Origin of the sequence: Streptomyces sp. NPDC088766, from assembly GCF_044750845.1 — a bacterium.
Lineage (GTDB): Bacteria > Actinomycetota > Actinomycetes > Streptomycetales > Streptomycetaceae > Streptomyces.
The window spans coordinates 117,123-135,775 of the sequence record NZ_JBIVKQ010000021.1 but is presented as its reverse complement, the minus strand read 5'-3'; the positions used below and the strand labels follow the sequence as shown (position 1 = coordinate 135,775).

Here is an 18,653-nt window from a genome sequence, read left to right as displayed (position 1 = left end):
AAGGAGACAGGCAGATGTCCGGCCACTCTAAATGGGCCACGACGAAGCACAAGAAGGCCGTGATCGACGCCAAGCGCGGCAAGCTCTTCGCGAAGCTGATCAAGAACATCGAGGTCGCGGCGCGCATGGGCGGTGTCGACCTGGACGGCAACCCGACGCTCTACGACGCCGTCCAGAAGGCGAAGAAGTCGTCGGTCCCCAACAAGAACATCGACTCCGCGATCAAGCGCGGCGGTGGACTTGAGGCCGGCGGTGCCGACTACGAGACGATCATGTACGAGGGCTACGGCCCGAACGGCGTCGCGGTGCTCATCGAGTGCCTCACCGACAACCGCAACCGAGCCGCCTCCGACGTCCGCGTCGCCATGACCCGCAACGGCGGATCCATGGCCGACCCCGGCTCGGTGTCGTACCTCTTCAACCGCAAGGGCGTCGTCATCGTCCCCAAGGGGGAACTGACCGAGGACGACGTGCTCGGCGCCGTCCTGGACGCGGGCGCCGAGGAGGTCAACGACCTCGGTGAGTCCTTCGAGGTCCTCAGCGAGGCCACCGACCTGGTCGCGGTCCGCACCGCCCTCCAGGACGCCGGCATCGACTACGACTCCGCCGACGCCAACTTCGTCCCGACCATGCAGGTCGAACTGGACGAGGAGGGCGCCCGGAAGATCTTCAAGCTGATCGACGCGCTCGAGGACAGCGACGACGTGCAGAACGTCTTCGCCAACTTCGACGTCAGCGACGAGGTCATGGAGAAGGTCGACGCGTAGCGCTGCCGCGGACCGAGCGGATCCGTCGGGCCGGTGGGACACGTCCTGCCGGCCCGACGGCGTTGTCAGTGCCGGCGGATAGCCTGGCGACCGTCGCAGATCACCGGGCACGGCATTCGGCCGTGCCGGCTCGGACGCGGGAACCCGGTCACGAGGATCGGGACGCAGGAGTCCGGGCGCGAGTCCGGACGAGGAGGAGAGGGCGCGTGCGCGTACTCGGGGTGGACCCCGGCCTCACACGATGCGGCGTGGGCGTCGTCGAGGGCGTCGCGGGCCGACCGCTCACCATGCTCGGCGTCGGTGTCGTACGGACGCCCTCGGACGCCGAGTTGGGACAGCGCCTCGTCGCCGTCGAGCAGGGCATCGAGCGGTGGCTGGACGAGCACCGCCCCGAAGTCGTCGCCGTGGAGCGGGTGTTCAGCCAGCACAACGTGCGCACGGTCATGGGCACCGCCCAGGCCAGCGCCGTCGCCATGCTGTGCGCCGCCCGCCGCGGCATCCCGGTCGCCCTGCACACCCCCAGCGAGGTCAAGGCGGCTGTCACCGGCAGCGGCCGCGCCGACAAGGCCCAGGTCGGCGCCATGGTGGCCCGGCTGCTCCGGCTCGACGCACCCCCCAAGCCCGCCGACGCCGCCGACGCCCTCGCGCTCGCCATCTGCCACATCTGGCGCGCCCCCGCGCAGAACCGACTCCAGCAGGCCGTCGCCCTGCACACATCGAAAGGCCGTACGGGATGATCGCCTTCGTGAGCGGACCGGTCGCCGCCCTCGCCCCCGACCGCGCGGTGGTCGAGGTGGGGGGCATCGGCATCGCCGTCCAGTGCACCCCGAACACGCTCTCGGGCCTGCGCACGGGCCGGGAGACGAGACTCGCCACCTCCCTGGTCGTCCGCGAGGACTCCCTCACCCTGTACGGCTTCGCCGACGACGACGAACGCCAGGTCTTCGAGCTGCTCCAGACCGCGAGCGGGGTCGGTCCCCGCCTCGCCCAGGCCATGCTGGCGGTCCACTCGCCGGACGCCCTGCGGCGAGCCGTCGCCACCGGTGACGAGAAGGCCCTCACCGCCGTCCCCGGCATCGGCAAGAAGGGCGCCCAGAAGCTCCTGCTGGAACTGAAGGACCGCCTCGGCGAGCCGACCGGCACCCCCGCCGTCGGCACACCCGTCACCCAGGGCTGGCGCGACCAGTTGCACGCGGCCCTGATCGGCCTCGGCTACGCGACCCGCGAGGCCGAGGAGGCCGTGACCGCGGTCGCGCCGCAGGCCGAGGCCGCCGGTGGCGCACCCGCGGTCGGTCAGCTCCTGAAAGCGGCGCTGCAGACCCTCAACCGAGCCCGCTGACCCCCTACATCCCCGAGGCACACCACATGAACTGGGACGATCCGACCGACGCGACCGCCGACGAGGGGCTCGCCGGCCCCGCCGCGGAGCGGCTGGTGGGCTCTGTCGCCGACGGCGAGGACCAGGCCGTCGAGGCCGCCCTGCGCCCCAAGGACCTGGGCGAGTTCATCGGCCAGGAGAAGGTCCGCGAACAGCTCGACCTCGTCCTGCGCGCCGCACGCGCGCGTGGCGCCACCGCCGACCACGTGCTGCTCTCCGGCGCACCCGGCCTCGGCAAGACCACCCTCTCGATGATCATCGCGGCCGAGATGGGCGCCCCGATCCGGATCACGAGCGGTCCCGCCATCCAGCACGCGGGCGACCTCGCCGCGATCCTCTCCTCCCTCCAGGAGGGCGAGGTCCTCTTCCTCGACGAGATCCACCGCATGTCCCGGCCCGCCGAGGAGATGCTCTACATGGCGATGGAGGACTTCCGCGTCGACGTCATCGTCGGCAAGGGCCCCGGCGCCACCGCCATCCCCCTGGAACTGCCCCCGTTCACCCTGGTCGGCGCCACCACGCGCGCGGGCCTGCTGCCGCCCCCGCTGCGCGACCGCTTCGGCTTCACCGCGCACATGGAGTTCTACGAGCCGGCCGAGCTGGAGCGGGTGATCCACCGCTCGGCGAACCTCCTCGACGTCGAGATCGACACCCACGGCGCCGCCGAGATCGCCGGCCGCTCCCGGGGCACGCCCCGCATCGCCAACCGCCTGCTGCGCCGCGTCCGGGACTACGCCCAGGTCAAGGCCGACGGCGGGATCACCCGCGAGATCGCGGAAGCCGCGCTGAAGGTCTACGAGGTCGACGCCCGAGGCCTCGACCGCCTCGACCGCGCCGTCCTCACCGCCCTGCTGAAGCTGTTCGGCGGCGGACCGGTCGGCCTGTCCACGCTCGCCGTCGCCGTGGGGGAGGAGCGCGAGACCGTCGAGGAGGTCGCCGAACCCTTCCTCGTCCGCGAGGGCCTGCTCGCCCGCACGCCCCGCGGCCGGGTCGCGACCCCCGCCGCCTGGACCCACCTGGACCTGACCCCGCCCCGCTCCGCCACCGCGGGAAACGGACAACAGGACCTGTTCGGGGCGTGACCGCCCGGGCATCCGCCCGGGATCGGACGGGGTGATGGCGGCACCAGGAACCCTGGTGCCATGCTGAGCGTTGTTCCCTGCACGCGGACTCGCTTAGACTCCGCCGATGCCGCCCTTGTCGGCACCGCACAAACCCCCAACCATCAGGCCGCTCACCACCGCGGTCGCGTGAAGGAAGTACCGACCCGTGAGTCTCGTGACCCTCCTCCCGTTCATCGTGCTCATCGGGGCCATGTTCCTGATGACCCGGTCGGCGAAGAAGAAGCAGCAGCAGGCCGTGGACATGCGCAACCAGATGCAGCCCGGCAGCGGTGTCCGCACGATCGGGGGCATGTACGCGACGGTCAAGGAGGTCAACGAGGACACGGTCCTCCTCGACGCCGGCCCGGGTGTGGACCTGCTCTTCGCGAAGAACTCCATCGGTGCCGTGCTGACGGACGACGAGTACAACCGCATCGTCCACGGCATCGAGCACGACCTGAAGTCCGACGCCGACGTCGTCCCGGACGACGCCTCCTCCCTCACCGGGACCGACGGGTCCGCCGACGCCGCCGCCTCCGGCGACCAGCCCGTCGACCTCGGCAAGAAGGACGAGGAGCCCGGCACGAAGAACGAGGCCGAGGAGAAGACCGCCGCTGCCGAGGCCGACGAAGAGCCGAAGAAGACCGACGGCGACTCCGACGCGAAGAAGTAGCCACGACCCGGGGCACGCGGGCCGGTCCCGCGTGCCCCGGGCGCGCGCAATCTCGCACATAGGGGATCCCGACACCATGTCATGGCCGCTGCCGCGCTGACCCGGCGCGAGGCGGCCCGAGAGGGAGTACGAGAAGGTGGCAGCACCTAAAAAGGGCCGGAGCGCGAGCGCCCAGAGCAAGCCGTGGCGCTCGCTGGCCCTGATCCTGATCGCCATCGTGGGGCTCACCGGAGGCATGTTCCTCTCCGGCCACACGACTCCGCGTCTCGGCATCGACCTTGCCGGCGGTACGAGCATCACGCTCGAGGCGAAGGCCGACCAAGGGTCCGCGATCAACAAGGCCAACATGGACACCGCGGTCGAGATCATGAACCGCCGTGTCAACGGTCTTGGCGTCTCCGAGGCGGAGGTGCAGACCCAGGGCGACCGCAACATCATCGTGAACATCCCCAAGGGCATCAACTCCAAGGAAGCCCGGGCACAGGTCGGCACCACCGCCAAGCTGTACTTCCGCCCGGTCCTGGCCAGCGAGCCCAGCGGCGCCGCCGCGAGCGGCTCGCCGAGCCCGTCGGCCAGCGGTTCCCCGGCCGCCTCCGCGAGCCCCTCCGCGAGCGCCTCGGCAGGTGAGAAGGCCTCCTCCTCGACCTCTCCGTCGGCCTCCGCCACCTCCCAGGGCCGTGCCGTCACCGACGCCCTGAAGGCCGACTCCACGCCGTCGCCCTCCGCGAGTGCCTCCGCCTCCGCCAGCCCCTCGGCGTCCGCGAGCGGCGGCACCACCGGCGAGGCCGCCCTCCAGGCGAAGTACGCCGCCCTGGACTGCAGCAAGCAGGCGCAGCGCTCCGGGCTCGGCGAAGGCGTCAAGCCCGGCGACACGACCGTGGCCTGCGGCGACATCGACGGCGTCTGGTACAAGTACCTGCTCGGCCCGGCCGCCGTCGACGGCACCGAGGTCGACGAGGCCAAGGCGGTCTACGACACCCAGGGTGCCGCCGGCTGGCAGGTCAACATGAAGTTCGACTCCAAGGGCGCGAAGAAGTTCGCGGACATCACGGGTCAGCTCGCCCAGAACCAGCAGCCGCAGAACCAGTTCGGCATCGTCCTCGACGGCGAGGTCGTCTCCAGCCCGTACGTCAGCTCCTCCATCGCCGGCGGCCAGGCCCAGATCTCCGGCAGCTTCCAGCAGGAGGAGGCCCAGAACCTCGCCAACATGCTGTCGTACGGTGCGCTGCCGCTCAGTTTCCAGGAGTCGAGCGTCCAGACCGTGACCGCCGCGCTCGGCGGTGACCAGCTCCGTGCCGGTCTGATCGCGGGCGCCATCGGCCTCGGCCTGGTCATCGTCTACCTGGTGGCCTACTACCGCGGCCTGTCGCTCATCGCGATCGCCTCGCTGCTGGTCTCCGCCGCGCTGACGTACGTGATCATGTCGCTGCTCGGCCCGACGATCCACTTCGCCCTCAACCTGCCGGCCGTCTGCGGTGCCATCGTCGCCATCGGCATCACCGCGGACTCGTTCATCGTGTACTTCGAACGGGTCCGGGACGAGATCCGCGAGGGCCGCTCCCTGCGCCCCGCGGTCGAGCGGGCCTGGCCGCGGGCGCGGCGCACCATCCTGGTCTCCGACTTCGTGTCGTTCCTCGCCGCCGCGGTGCTGTTCCTGGTCACCGTCGGCAAGGTCCAGGGCTTCGCGTTCACGCTCGGTCTGACCACCGTCCTCGACGTGGTCGTGGTCTTCTTCTTCACCAAGCCGCTGATGACGCTGATCGCACGCCGCAAGTTCTTCGCCGGCGGCCACAAGTGGTCCGGCCTCGACCCGAAGAGCCTGGGCGCCAAGCCGCCGCTGCGCCGCACCCGCCGTCCCTCCGGTCCTGCCGCCGGTCCCGTCGAGACGAAGGAGGCGTGAGCGATGTCGAAACTCGGCAGCCTCGGCGCCCGACTGCACCGTGGTGAGATCAGCTACGACTTCATCGGTCACCGCAAGATCTGGTACGGCATCTCGATCCTGATCACCATCACGGCCATCGTCGGCCTGGCGGTCCGCGGCCTGAACATGGGCATCGACTTCCAGGGCGGTGCCGTCTTCACCACCGCCAAGAACACCTCCGTCTCCGTCTCGCAGGCGGAGACCGCCGCGGAGGAGGCGGCGGGCCACCAGGCGATCGTGCAGAAGCTCGGCGACGGCTCGCTGCGCATCCAGATCGCCGGCATGGACACCAAGCAGTCCGACACGGTCAAGGAGGACCTGGCCAAGGAGTTCAAGGTCGACCCCGAGTCGATCGCCGCCGACCTGGTCGGCCCCAGCTGGGGTGACCAGATCGCCAACAAGGCCTGGCAGGGTCTGGCGATCTTCATGGTCCTGGTCGTGATCTACCTGGCGATCGCCTTCGAGTGGCGCATGGCCATCGCGGCGCTCATCGCCCTGATCCACGACATCACCATCACCGTCGGCATCTACGCCCTCGTCGGCTTCGAGGTCACGCCGGGCACGGTGATCGGTCTGCTGACCATCCTCGGCTACTCCCTGTACGACACGGTCGTCGTCTTCGACTCCCTCAAGGAACAGACGAAGGACCTCACGAAGCAGACCCGCTTCACCTACAGCGAGATCGCCAACCGCTCGATCAACGGCACCCTGGTGCGGTCCGTCAACACCACGGTGGTCGCGCTGCTCCCGGTCGCGGGCCTGCTGTTCATCGGCGGCGGTTTCCTCGGCGCGGGCACGCTCAACGACATCTCGCTGTCGCTGTTCGTCGGCCTCGCCGCCGGTGCCTACTCCTCGATCTTCATCGCCACCCCGCTCGTCGCCGACCTCAAGGAACGCGAGCCGCAGATGAGGGCCCTGAAGAAGCGCGTCCTCGCCAAGCGCGCCCAGTCGCACGCCGACGAGGAGCCCGCACGGTCGTACGGCTACGACGGGCGTGAGGAGGACCCCGAAGACGCAGAGGACGCCGAGACGGCCGTCGTCGGCCCCCGCACCCAGCCCTCGTCCCGCGGCCGCGGCCGCGGCCGTCCTTCGGGGAAGCGCCGATGACCGAGACCACCGACCTCACGACGCTGCTGCTCAGCCGCATCCGTGACGTGGCCGACCACCCGGAGCCGGGCGTGATGTTCAAGGACATCACGCCGCTGCTCGCGGACCCGGCGGCGTTCGCCGCGCTCACCGAGGCGTTCGCGGAGATCGCCGTGCGCACCGGTGCCACGAAGGTCGTCGGTCTGGAGGCCCGTGGCTTCATCCTGGGCGCTCCCGTCGCCGTCCGGGCCGGCCTCGGCTTCGTCCCCGTCCGCAAGGCGGGCAAGCTCCCCGGAGCCACCCTCGCCCAGGCCTACGACCTGGAGTACGGCTCGGCCGAGATCGAGATCCACGCCGAGGACCTGACCGCCGACGACCGCATCCTGATCGTCGACGACGTCCTCGCCACCGGCGGCACCGCCGAGGCGTCGATCCGGCTCATCCACCGCGCCGGCGCCGAGGTCTCGGGCGTCGCCGTCCTCATGGAGCTGGGCTTCCTCGACGGCCGGCCCCGCCTGGAGGCGGCCCTGGCCGGAGCCCCGCTGGAGGCGCTCCTCACGGTCTGACGGCACTGTGACGCACGACCCGGCACGGCGCGACGACCGCCGTACGCCAAGTGGGCGGGCCCGGAGGAATCCGGTGCCCGCCCCTCGTGTTCCACGGGCGGACCGTTCCCACAGCGGTCCGGAGGCGATCCCGGAGCCCGGGATCGCTACGATGGATGCTCCGGAGCCTGACCGGGGCACCCGGATCGCGCACGAGGAGCCCTCTTGCCAGACGAGGCCCAGCACCTGACCGCCGCCAAGCCCGAGTCGCCCTCGGAACCCGCGGCCGAGCCCGCGTCGCAGGCGCCCGACGACGCCCGCGGGCCGGTCGAGCACGACCGCTCCGCCCCCGTCGAGCAGCAGCCGGCCGAGCAGCCCCGCCCCAAGCCGTCCCCCGCGCCCGACGCGGCCCGAGCGGCGGCGTCCCCCTCGCCCGAGCGACCCGCCGCCCCGCCGGCCGCCCGCCCCGCCGCGCAGCCGCCTGCCCGCTCCGGCTCCTCGAACCGCGTCCGCGCCCGCCTCGCCCGCCTCGGCGTCCAGCGCGCGAACCCGTACAACCCGGTCCTGGAACCGCTGCTGCGGATAGTGCGCAGCAACGACCCGAAGATCGAGACCGCCACCCTGCGTCAGATCGAGAAGGCCTACCAGGTCGCCGAGCGCTGGCACCGGGGGCAGAAGCGCAAGAGCGGCGACCCGTACATCACGCACCCGCTCGCGGTGACGACGATCCTCGCCGAGCTGGGCATGGACCCGGCCACCCTCATGGCGGGCCTGCTCCACGACACGGTCGAGGACACCGAGTACGGCCTGGACGACCTGCGCCGTGACTTCGGCGACGTGGTCGCCCTCCTCGTCGACGGCGTGACCAAGCTCGACAAGGTCAAGTTCGGCGAAGCCGCGCAGGCCGAGACCGTCCGCAAGATGGTCGTCGCCATGGCCAAGGACCCGCGCGTCCTGGTCATCAAGCTGGCCGACCGCCTGCACAACATGCGCACCATGCGCTACCTCAAGCGCGAGAAGCAGGAGAAGAAGGCGCGCGAGACCCTCGAGATCTACGCGCCGCTCGCCCATCGCCTGGGCATGAACACCATCAAGTGGGAACTGGAGGACCTCGCCTTCGCGATCCTCTATCCCAAGATGTACGACGAGATCGTCCGGCTGGTGGCCGAAAGAGCACCGAAGCGTGACGAGTACCTGGCCATAGTGACCGACGAGGTCCAGGCCGACCTGCGCGCCGCCCGCATCAAGGCCACCGTCACCGGTCGTCCCAAGCACTACTACAGCGTCTACCAGAAGATGATCGTCCGCGGCCGTGACTTCGCGGAGATCTACGACCTGGTCGGCATCCGCGTCCTGGTGGACACCGTCCGCGACTGCTACGCGGCGCTGGGCACCGTCCACGCCCGCTGGAACCCGGTTCCGGGGCGGTTCAAGGACTACATCGCGATGCCCAAGTTCAACATGTACCAGTCGCTGCACACGACGGTCATCGGCCCCAACGGCAAGCCGGTCGAACTCCAGATCCGCACGTTCGACATGCACCGCCGCGCCGAGTACGGCATCGCCGCGCACTGGAAGTACAAGCAGGAAGCCGTCGCCGGTGCCTCCAAGGTCCGCAGCGACGCGCCCAAGTCGTCCGGCAAGGGCAAGGACGACCACCTCAACGACATGGCGTGGCTGCGGCAGCTCCTGGACTGGCAGAAGGAGACCGAGGACCCCAGCGAGTTCCTGGACTCGCTGCGCTTCGACCTCTCCCGCAACGAGGTCTTCGTCTTCACGCCGAAGGGCGACGTCATAGCGCTCCCGGCCGGGGCGACGCCGGTCGACTTCGCGTACGCGGTGCACACGGAGGTCGGCCACCGGACGATAGGAGCACGGGTCAACGGCAGACTCGTACCGCTGGAGTCCACGCTGGACAACGGCGACCTGGTGGAGGTCTTCACCTCCAAGGCGGTCGGCGCCGGGCCGTCCCGCGACTGGCTGGGCTTCGTCAAGTCACCGCGCGCCCGCAACAAGATCCGGGCCTGGTTCTCCAAGGAGCGCCGCGACGAGGCGATCGAGCAGGGCAAGGACGCCATCGCCCGCGCGATGCGCAAGCAGAACCTGCCGATCCAGCGCATCCTCACCGGTGACTCCCTGGTCACGCTCGCGCACGAGATGCGCTATCCGGACATCTCCTCGCTGTACGCCGCGATCGGCGAGGGCCACGTCGCCGCGCAGAACGTCGTGCAGAAGCTGGTGCAGGCCCTCGGCGGCGAGGAGGCCGCGAGCGAGGAGATCGACGAGACGGTCCCGTCCCGCGGTCGCGGACGCAAGCGGCGCAGCAGCAACGACCCGGGTGTGGTCGTCAAGGGCGTCGACGACGTGTGGGTCAAGCTGGCCCGCTGCTGCACGCCCGTCCCCGGCGACCCGATCATCGGCTTCGTCACGCGCGGCAGCGGTGTGTCGGTTCACCGCAGCGACTGCGTCAACGTGGACTCGCTCTCGCGGGAGCCGGAGCGCATCCTCGAGGTGGAGTGGGCGCCGACGCAGTCCTCGGTCTTCCTGGTCGCCATCCAGGTCGAGGCGCTGGACCGCTCGCGGCTCCTCTCGGACGTCACGCGGGTCCTGTCGGACCAGCACGTCAACATCCTCTCGGCGGCCGTGCAGACCTCCCGCGACCGCGTCGCCACCTCCCGCTTCACCTTCGAGATGGGTGATCCCAAGCACCTGGGACACGTCCTGAAGGCCGTCCGCGGGGTCGAGGGCGTCTACGACGTCTACCGGGTGACATCGGCACGCAGGCCGTAACCTACGGGCGGACGGCAGGGGCCGACGGGGACGGGGGAGAGGGATGGGCGGTAGCGGACAGGGCGGATTAACGGGCGGGGCGCCATCGGCCGACGGGCCGGTGGACGTGCCGGTGGAGGCGTCGCCGCCCGCCGCGCCCCTTCTGGTGGCCGATCGCTACCGCCCCGTCCGCTTCCTCGGCCGCGGCGGCATGGGCGTCGTCCACGAGGCGGAGGACACCCGGCTCGACCGCCGCGTCGCCGTGAAGATGCTCACCGCCGTCGAGGGCCTGGCGGGGGACAGCGACGCCTGGGACCGCTTCCGCCGGGAGGCCCGCGCCCTGGCCCGGATCGAGCACCCGGGCGTCGTCACCCTCTACGACAGCGGGGTGCACGACGGCACCCCCTACCTCGTGATGCAGGTGCTCGACGGCACCACCCTGGCCGATCTGGTGGCGGACACCGGACCGCTGCCGACGGCCGTCGTGTGCACGGTGGCCTTCGGCATGGCCGAGGCCCTGGAGGCCGCGCACGCGGCCGGGGTCCTGCACCGCGACGTCAAGCCCACCAACGTGGGCATCACCCGCAGCGGGCGGGTGGTCCTCCAGGACTTCGGCCTGGCCCGGCTGGCCGGCGAGGCCGCCATCACCCGTACCGGCGCCCTCGTCGGCACCCCGCAGTTCATGGCGCCCGAGGCCATGCGCGGCGTCCTGCCGGAACGCGCGGCCGACTGGTACGGCCTCGGCGTCTGCATGTACCTGATGATCACCGGCGAGCTGCCGTTCGGCCCCACCGTCGACTTCGGCGCGATCATGGAGCGGGCCCTCGGCGACGGCGTCCCCCCGCTCACCGGGAACCGCCACGACTGCCCCGAGAGCCTGTGCCGACTGGTCGACGGCCTCTGCCGGCAGGACCCCGCCGCCCGCCGCCAGGACGTCGACGCGATCCGGGACGTCCTGCTGCCCCTGACCTACGGCGGTACGGAGACCCTGGCCGGCCTGGTGACCGGCCGGGCCCGCGAGGAGGCCGTACGGGACGCCCAGGCCGTACCGCGCCTCGTCGAAGCCGGCGCGCCCGGCGGAGCGCACGAGGACGTGCCCGAGTACCTCTGGGACGAGGCGCCCGTCCTGACCGGGCAGCGGGACGCGCCGGCGGATCCCTTCCGGCCCGCCACCCTCAGCGACACCACCCGCAGGATCGTGCTCGGCAGCATGACCCCGCAGAGCGCCCTGTCCCGGCAGCGCGAGGCGGTCAACATGGTGCAGCGCGGACGGCTCCAGGAGGCGGCGCAAATGCTGTCGGTCGTGGTCCCGGTCTGCCTCTCCACACTCGGGCCCGACCATCCGACCACCCTCACCAGCCAGTACTGGCACGCGGTCTGCCTGGCCCGGCTCGACGCCGGACGGGACGCACTGGAACTGTTCTCCCGCGTCAACGCGCGCGTGGCCCGACGAACGGACGGACACGATGACTGACTCCGGCCCGGGGATCTCCGCCTCCCTGGACGCCACCGGCACCGAGGACGACCTGCGTTCCCTGCTGCGCTGGCTGCGCGCGGACGACACCGCCGGCGTGCGGGCCCGCCTCGCCGCCGCCCCGCCCCCGCCCGGCGGCATGGGCACCGGCTTCGACGTGCTCCAGTTCGCCGTGTCGGGCGGACTGTCGGCGGCCTCCCTGGTGGTCTCCGTCCTCCAGTGGCAGGCCTCCCTGCGCCGGGCCCCGGCCGTCACCCTGCGCCGCGGCGACGTGGAGGTCCGGCTCACCGCCCGGGCGGCCCGCGACGAGCGGACCGTACGGCGCCTCGTCGCCCTCCTCGACGGCGACCCCGCCCCCGCCGACCCGCCCGCCCCCCGCACCGAGGGAAGCGGAGGCGATGACGGCACTGCCTGACCCGGCGTGCTCGCGGGCCGTGCTCATCGGCACCGCCTCCTACCGCCACCTTCCCCAGCTCCCCGCCGTCGAGGCCGGTGTCGTCGACCTCGCCGCCGAACTGTGCGACGCCACCGTGTGGGGGCTGCCCGTGCAGCACTGCACGGTCGTCACCGACCCCCTGAGCCCCCAGACCATCCTCGACCCCGTCTACCGGGCGAGCGAGGAGGCCACCGACACCCTGCTGGTGTACTTCGCCGGACACGGCATGCGCGACGCGGAGTCCGCCGACCTCTACCTCGCCCTCGGCGACTCCCGCGAACACCTCGGCTACACCGCCGTCGCCTACCAGCACCTGCGCACCGCGCTGCGCTCCGCCCGCGCCCGCCGCAAGGTCGTCGTCCTGGACTGCTGCTTCAGCGGCCGTGCCGCCCGCGCCCTGTCCGGCGGCGACGTCCTCGCCGCGGAGGCCGCCGTGGACGGGGCGTACGTCCTGACCGCCTCCCCCCGCGACCGGATCGCCCTGGCCCCCGACGGCGAGCGCTACACCGCCTTCACCGGCGAACTCCTCACCGTGCTGCGGCACGGCGTCGAGGACGGCCCCGAACTGATCGACCTCGACACGCTGTACCGCGTCCTGCTGGAACGCCTGCGTGCCAAGAACCGCCCGCTGCCCCAGCACTCCCAGGAGAACGGCGTGGGACGGCTCCCGCTGGCCCGCAACAAGTCCCGGGCCGGCCGCCGCACCCCGGCGGGCCCGGTCCTGCCCGCCGACGTCCGCGCCGCCATGGTCTCCACCGGCCTCGCCGTCGCCCGGCTGCTGCGCGCCGAGGGCAACACCCGCGACGCCCTGCCCGTGCTACGGCTCGCCCTCCAGGAACAGCGGACCGCCGACGCCCAGGGCGACCTGCTCGCCGTCCAGCTCGAACTCTCCGAACTCCTCGCCGAGACCGGCCAGGTCAAGGACGCCATCGAGGTCCTGGAACTCGCCTTCCAGCAGGTCCACAAGGTCTACGGCCCGGAGGCCGTCCTGGTCTGCCGACGCCTCGCCGACCTGCTCCAGGAGTCCGGCAACCACCTCCAGGCCTGCGAGGTCCTCAAGCACGCCCTGGACATCAGCGAACGCGGCGGACCCGCCTGAGCCCCCCCGGGTCCGCCCAGCTCTCCGGACACCGCCCAGCTCCCCGGACACCGTGCGACACACCGGCACCGTGCGACACCCGAGAACGCCGAACGGCCCGGCCGTGGTCTCCCACAGCCGGGCCGCTCTGGCCGGTTCCGGCAGGCGGTGTCAGCCGCCGAACTCCTGGAGCCCCTTGAGCGCCTGGTCCAGCAGCGCCTGACGGCCCTCCAGCTCACGCTCCAGCTTGTCCGCCCGGGCGCTGTTGCCCTGGGCGCGCGCCTGCTCGATCTGGGAACGCAGCTTGTCCACGGCCGCCTGGAGCTGACCGGTCAGACCCTCGGCGCGCGCGCGTGCCTCCGGGTTGGTCCGGCGCCACTCCGCCTCCTCGGCCTCCTGGATGGCCCGCTCCACCGCGTGCATCCGGCCCTCGACCTTCGGCCGGGCGTCGCGCGGCACATGGCCGATGGCCTCCCAGCGCTCGTTGACCGAGCGGAACGCGGCCCGCGCCGCCTTGAGATCCGTCACCGGGAGGATCTTCTCGGCCTCCTCGGCCAGCTCCTCCTTCAGCTTCAGGTTCTCCGTCTGCTCGGCGTCGCGCTCCGCGAAGACCGAGCTGCGGGCGGCGAAGAAGACGTCCTGGGCGCCGCGGAAGCGGTTCCACAGGTCGTCCTCGTGCTCGCGCTGGGCGCGGCCGGCCGACTTCCACTCGGTCATCAGGTCGCGGTAGCGCGCGGCCGTCGGACCCCAGTCCGTCGAGCCGGACAGCGCCTCGGCCTCGGCGACCAGCCGCTCCTTGACCCGGCGGGCGTCCTCGCGCTGGGCGTCGAGCTGCGCGAAGTGGGCCTTGCGACGCTTGGAGAACGCCGACCGGGCGTGCGAGAACCGGTGCCACAGCTCGTCGTCCGACTTGCGGTCCAGCCGCGGCAGACCCTTCCAGGTGTCCACCAGCGCCCGCAGCCGCTCACCTGCCGCCCGCCACTGCTCGGACTGCGCCAGCTGCTCGGCCTCCGCGACGAGGTCCTCCTTGGCCTTGCGGGCCTCGTCGGACTGCTTGGCCCGCTGCTGCTTGCGCTCCTCGCGGCGCGCCTCGACCGTCGCCACCAGCTTGTCCAGCCGGGTGCGCAGCGCGTCCAGGTCGCCGACCGCGTGATGCGCGTCCACCTGCTCGCGAATGTGGCCGATCGCGACCTGGGCGTCCTTCGCCGACAGGTCGGTGGTCCGCACTCGCTTCTCGAGGAGGCCGATCTCGACAACCAGGCCCTCGTACTTGCGCTCGAAGTAGGCCAGCGCCTCCTCGGGGGAGCCGGCCTGCCAGGAACCGACGACCTGCTCGCCGTCGGCCGTACGCACGTACACGGTCCCCGTCTCGTCGACGCGGCCCCACGGGTCGCTGCTCACAGCGCCTCCTCCACATGATGCCTCCGAGGGGCTTCGGCGCCCCGGGCATCGTCCACAGTTTCGTCACCGCCAACATAGGCGACCGGCGGGCCGCCTGTCCGCATCCAGCGCGACCGAAATCGGGCGGTCGACCGCCCCGTCATCAGGACTTGGTGACCGTCGCCTTGTCGATCACCACGGTCGCGTTGGGGGCACCGTCACCGGCGCCCGTGTTCTCGCCCGCGGCGGCGATCTTCTTGAGGACGGCCATACCGGCCTCGGAGACCGTGCCGAACGGCGTGTAGCTGGGCGGGAGCTGGCTGTCCTCGTAGACGAGGAAGAACTGGCTGCCGCCGCTGTTGGCCTGACCGGTGTTGGCCATCGCCACCGTGCCGGCCGGGTAGACGTTCGCCTTGAGGCTCGTGTCCTTCAGGTTCTCGTCCGGAATGGTGTAGCCGGGCCCGCCGCTGCCGCTGCCCGTCGGGTCGCCGCACTGGAGCACGAAGATGCCGTTGGTGGTGAGCCGGTGGCACTTGGTGTGGTCGAAGTAGCCCTTGCCGGCGAGGAAGTTGAACGAGTTCACGGTGTGCGGGGCCGCCGACGTCTTCAGCGCGACGTCTATGTCGCCGCAGGTCGTGGCCAGCTTCATCGTGTACTTCGCCGACTTGTCGATCGTGATCGCCGGCTCCTTCTTCCACGTCTGCGTCTTGACCGCGCCCGCGGCGGGCTTCTCGCACGGGTCCTCGACGGCGCTGGGCGAGGCCGACGGGCTCGCCTCGGAGCTCGCGTTCGCCTTGTCGTCGTCCTTGAGGACGCCGGTCGTGTACAGCGCCAGACTGCCCACCAGAACCACGCCGAGGACCGACGCGATCACCGCGTTGCGAGCGCGTGCCTTGCGACGCAGGGCCGTACGGCGCTGCTGCTGCCGCAAGAACTTCTCCCGGGCGAGCTGACGCTTGCGCTGTTCCTGGGTGACCACCGGGTTCTCTCCTCGTGCGTCTCGTATGTCCACCGGTACGCGTGCGTCCAGTGAGCCGACCGCCTGCGTGTGCCCCGTACCGTATATGGGTTCGCTGAGGAATCGGCAGCGCCGGTAGGCTCTGACCGCAGGCACAGCCGCTCTCAAGCCACCCGTATCGACACAAACGAAGGACGATCGTGCTCATTGCCGGGTTCCCCGCCGGGGCCTGGGCGACGAACTGTTACCTCGTCGCCCCCGCCGCCGGTGAGGAGTGCGTGATCATCGACCCGGGCCACCAGGCGGCCCCCGGAGTCGAGGAAGCGATCAGGAAGCATCGGCTCAAGCCCGTCGCCGTCGTCCTCACCCACGGCCACCTCGACCACGTGGCCTCGGTCGTCCCGGTCTGCGGGGCGCACGACGTCCCGGCCTGGATCCACCCCGAGGACCGGTTCATGATGAGCGACCCCGAGAAAGGGCTCGGCCGGTCCGTCGGCCTGCCGCTGCTGGGCGAGCTGACCGTGGGGGAGCCCGACGACGTCCGTGAGCTGACGGACGGGGCGAAGCTGGAGCTGGCGGGTCTGGAGTTCTCCGTCGCGCACGCGCCGGGCCATACCAGGGGGTCGGTGACCTTCCGGATGCCCGGGAGCGCGGACGTCCCGTCCGTCCTCTTCTCGGGCGACCTGCTGTTCGCCGGCTCCGTCGGACGCACCGACCTGCCCGGTGGCTCCATGGACGACATGCTCGAGTCGTTGGCCCGCGTGGTCCTTCCGCTCGACGACTCCACCGTGGTGCTGCCCGGTCACAATGAGCACACGACCATCGGCCAGGAACGCGCCACCAACCCGTATCTGCGGCAGGTGGCCGCCGGCCAGGGACCCTTTGGGGCTCCCCGACGAGGAATGTGACGAGAGACCTCCCGTGAGTACCTTCCAGGCCCCCAAGGGCACGTACGACCTCATCCCGCCGGACAGCGCCACGTACCTGGCCGTCCGCGAGGCGATCGCCGCCCCGCTGCGCAACTCCGGCTACGGCTACATCGAGACGCCCGGCTTCGAGAACGTCGAGCTGTTCGCGCGCGGCGTCGGCGAGTCCACCGACATCGTGACCAAGGAGATGTACGCCTTCGAGACCAAGGGCGGCGACCGGCTCGCGCTGCGCCCCGAGGGAACGGCGTCGGTCCTGCGCGCCGCCCTCGAGGCCAACCTCCACAAGACGGGCAACCTCCCGGTCAAGCTCTGGTACTCCGGCTCGTACTACCGCTACGAGCGCCCCCAGAAGGGCCGCTACCGCCACTTCTCCCAGGTCGGCGCCGAGGCGATCGGTGCCGAGGACCCGGCGCTGGACGCCGAGCTGATCATCCTGGCCGACCAGGCGTACCGCTCCCTGGGGCTCAGGAACTTCCGCATCCTGCTCAACAGCCTGGGCGACAAGGAGTGCCGTCCGGTGTACCGGGAGGCGCTGCAGACCTTCCTGCGCGGCCTGGACCTCGACGAGGAGACGCTCCGCCGCGCCGAGATCAACCCGCTGCGCGTCCTCGACGACAAGCGCCGGGACGTCCAGCAGCAGCTGGCCGGGGCCCCGCTGCTGCGCGACTACCTCTGCGACGCCTGCAAGGCCTACCACGAGGAGGTCCGCGAGCTGGTCACGGCGGCCGGCGTCGTCTTCGAGGACGACCCGAAGCTGGTCCGCGGCCTGGACTACTACACCCGCACCACCTTCGAGTTCGTCCACGACGGCCTGGGCTCGCAGTCCGCGGTGGGTGGCGGCGGGCGCTACGACGGCCTGTCCGAGATGATCGGCGGCCCCGCGCTGCCGTCCGTCGGCTGGGCACTGGGCGTCGACCGCACGGTCCTGGCGCTGGAGGCGGAGGGCGTGGAACTCCGGCTCCCCGCGTCCACCAGCGTGTTCGCGGTCCCGCTCGGGGAGGAGGCGCGCCGCGTCCTCTTCGGCAAGGTCACCGAACTGCGCAAGCTCGGCGTCGCCGCCGACTTCTCCTACGGCGCCAAGGGCCTCAAGGGTGCGATGAAGAGCGCCAACCGCAGCGGCGCCCGCTACACGATCGTCGCCGGTGAACGCGACCTCGCCGAGGGAGTCGTCCAGCTCAAGGACATGGAGTCCGGCGAGCAGACGGCGGTCGGCGTCAACGAGATCGTGGCGGAGCTGGAGTCGCGGCTCGGCTGACGGGCACGTGCGGGGCGCCGGACATCTTCCCGGATGTCCGGCGCCCTCGTCGTGTCCGGTGCCAGGCCGGGCGCGGTGCCCGTACCGGGTGTCCGAAACCGAACACCCGAGCCGGGTCTCACCTTCATCCTTATGGGGAGTGAACGGTGCGCACGCGCGCGTGTGCGGCACAATGGCCGTGCCCGAAGAAGGTCCAAGTCTCAAGTGACGGAATCGGCGTGATGAGCAAGACGACAGTCAAGGACGTCTCCACCGAGCCCGGGCCGCGGCGCGCCGAACCGGCCGTGACCGCGACGGCGGGCGGCAGCCGGGCGTTCGCCCTGCTGCTGGTGATCACCGGCGCGGCCGGACTGCTCGCCGCGTGGGTCATCACGGTCGACAAGTTCAAGCTTCTCGAGGCCAAGGTCGAGGGCAAGACCTTCACCCCCGGGTGCAGCCTCAACCCCGTCGTCTCCTGCGGCAGCGTCATGGAGAGCGACCAGGCCTCCGTCTTCGGCTTCCCCAACCCGATGCTCGGTCTCGTCGCCTACGGCATCGTCGTCTGCGTCGGCATCAGCCTGCTCGCGGGCGCCCGCTTCCCGCGCTGGTACTGGCTCACCTTCAACGCCGGCACGCTCTTCGGGGTCGTCTTCTGCGCCTGGCTGATGTTCCAGTCCCTGTACCGGATCAACGCCCTGTGCCTGTGGTGCTCCCTGGCCTGGGTCGCCACGATCTTCATGTTCTGGTACGTGACCTCGTTCAACGTCCGCAACGGCTTCCTGCCCGCCCCCGGCTGGCTCAAGAGCTTCTTCGGCGAGTTCACCTGGGTCCTGCCCGTGCTGCACGTCGGCATCATCGGCATGCTGATCCTGACCCGCTGGTGGGACTTCTGGACCAGCTGACCCGGCTGACCCGGCCGGCC

Annotated in this window: 17 protein-coding genes; 15 read left to right on the top strand and 2 right to left on the bottom strand. The window is 71.2% G+C overall.

Translation table 11 applies throughout. The features are described from left to right. The first annotated feature begins 14 nt into the window (after window positions 1-14). The 12 genes from ACIP5W_RS26330 (at window position 15) to ACIP5W_RS26275 (ending at window position 13,251) form a co-directional block, all read left to right on the top strand. Complete coding sequence (locus ACIP5W_RS26330; RefSeq protein WP_366057848.1) at window positions 15-767, top strand: YebC/PmpR family DNA-binding transcriptional regulator; 753 nt, start codon at window positions 15-17, stop codon at window positions 765-767. Between the two features lie 206 nt (window positions 768-973). Continuing rightward, complete coding sequence (gene ruvC, locus ACIP5W_RS26325; protein ID WP_401478325.1) at window positions 974-1,504, top strand: crossover junction endodeoxyribonuclease RuvC; 531 nt, start codon at window positions 974-976, stop codon at window positions 1,502-1,504. Further along, window positions 1,501-2,106 carry a Holliday junction branch migration protein RuvA gene (gene ruvA, locus ACIP5W_RS26320; RefSeq protein WP_401478323.1) on the top strand — a complete coding sequence of 202 codons (606 nt, stop codon included), beginning with the start codon at window positions 1,501-1,503 and terminating at the stop codon, window positions 2,104-2,106. Before ruvC ends, ruvA begins: the two co-directional genes overlap by 4 nt. A gap of 26 nt (window positions 2,107-2,132) precedes the next feature. Continuing rightward, complete coding sequence (gene ruvB, locus ACIP5W_RS26315; protein WP_401478320.1) at window positions 2,133-3,227, top strand: Holliday junction branch migration DNA helicase RuvB; 1,095 nt, start codon at window positions 2,133-2,135, stop codon at window positions 3,225-3,227. A gap of 187 nt (window positions 3,228-3,414) precedes the next feature. Then, entirely contained in the window at window positions 3,415-3,921 is a 507-nt protein-coding gene (gene yajC, locus ACIP5W_RS26310; RefSeq protein WP_401478317.1) for a preprotein translocase subunit YajC, read from the top strand. 136 nt (window positions 3,922-4,057) lie between these two features. Continuing rightward, a complete protein-coding gene (gene secD, locus ACIP5W_RS26305; protein ID WP_401478314.1) occupies window positions 4,058-5,821 on the top strand; it encodes a protein translocase subunit SecD in 1,764 nt (587 codons plus the stop codon). Between the two features lie 3 nt (window positions 5,822-5,824). Beyond that, entirely contained in the window at window positions 5,825-6,949 is a 1,125-nt protein-coding gene (gene secF / locus ACIP5W_RS26300) for a protein translocase subunit SecF (RefSeq protein ID WP_401478311.1), read from the top strand. Next, window positions 6,946-7,494, top strand: a complete 549-nt coding sequence (locus tag ACIP5W_RS26295; RefSeq protein WP_401478308.1) for an adenine phosphoribosyltransferase — start codon at window positions 6,946-6,948, stop codon at window positions 7,492-7,494. Before secF ends, ACIP5W_RS26295 begins: the two co-directional genes overlap by 4 nt. A 204-nt stretch (window positions 7,495-7,698) precedes the next feature. Next, a complete protein-coding gene (locus tag ACIP5W_RS26290; RefSeq protein WP_401478305.1) occupies window positions 7,699-10,263 on the top strand; it encodes a RelA/SpoT family protein in 2,565 nt (854 codons plus the stop codon). Between the two features lie 112 nt (window positions 10,264-10,375). Further along, window positions 10,376-11,716 (top strand): protein kinase, encoded by a 1,341-nt coding sequence (locus tag ACIP5W_RS26285; RefSeq protein ID WP_401478302.1) that lies wholly within the window; start codon window positions 10,376-10,378, stop codon window positions 11,714-11,716. Next, the gene (locus ACIP5W_RS26280) at window positions 11,709-12,131 is read left to right on the top strand and encodes a hypothetical protein (protein ID WP_401478299.1); all 423 of its coding nucleotides are present in this window, start codon (window positions 11,709-11,711) and stop codon (window positions 12,129-12,131) included. Before ACIP5W_RS26285 ends, ACIP5W_RS26280 begins: the two co-directional genes overlap by 8 nt. Further along, window positions 12,115-13,251 (top strand): caspase family protein, encoded by a 1,137-nt coding sequence (locus tag ACIP5W_RS26275; RefSeq protein ID WP_401478296.1) that lies wholly within the window; start codon window positions 12,115-12,117, stop codon window positions 13,249-13,251. The genes ACIP5W_RS26280 and ACIP5W_RS26275 overlap by 17 nt, the downstream gene beginning before the upstream one ends. A 150-nt stretch (window positions 13,252-13,401) precedes the next feature. On the opposite strand, the gene ACIP5W_RS26270 is transcribed toward ACIP5W_RS26275, so the two are convergent. Then, the gene (locus tag ACIP5W_RS26270) at window positions 13,402-14,631 is read right to left on the bottom strand and encodes a DUF349 domain-containing protein (RefSeq protein ID WP_401478293.1); all 1,230 of its coding nucleotides are present in this window, start codon (window positions 14,629-14,631) and stop codon (window positions 13,402-13,404) included. Window positions 14,632-14,773: 142 nt separating this feature from the next. Then, window positions 14,774-15,589 carry a peptidylprolyl isomerase gene (locus ACIP5W_RS26265; RefSeq protein ID WP_401478290.1) on the bottom strand — a complete coding sequence of 272 codons (816 nt, stop codon included), beginning with the start codon at window positions 15,587-15,589 and terminating at the stop codon, window positions 14,774-14,776. Window positions 15,590-15,768: 179 nt separating this feature from the next. Here ACIP5W_RS26265 and ACIP5W_RS26260 point away from each other — a divergent pair, with 179 nt between their 5' ends. The 3 genes from ACIP5W_RS26260 (at window position 15,769) to ACIP5W_RS26250 (ending at window position 18,633) form a co-directional block, all read left to right on the top strand. After that, the gene (locus tag ACIP5W_RS26260; RefSeq protein WP_401478287.1) at window positions 15,769-16,476 is read left to right on the top strand and encodes an MBL fold metallo-hydrolase; all 708 of its coding nucleotides are present in this window, start codon (window positions 15,769-15,771) and stop codon (window positions 16,474-16,476) included. Between the two features lie 13 nt (window positions 16,477-16,489). Further along, window positions 16,490-17,752 carry a histidine--tRNA ligase gene (gene hisS / locus ACIP5W_RS26255; protein WP_401478284.1) on the top strand — a complete coding sequence of 421 codons (1,263 nt, stop codon included), beginning with the start codon at window positions 16,490-16,492 and terminating at the stop codon, window positions 17,750-17,752. 221 nt (window positions 17,753-17,973) lie between these two features. After that, a complete protein-coding gene (locus ACIP5W_RS26250; RefSeq protein ID WP_401478281.1) occupies window positions 17,974-18,633 on the top strand; it encodes a vitamin K epoxide reductase family protein in 660 nt (219 codons plus the stop codon). Window positions 18,634-18,653: the final 20 nt, after the last annotated feature.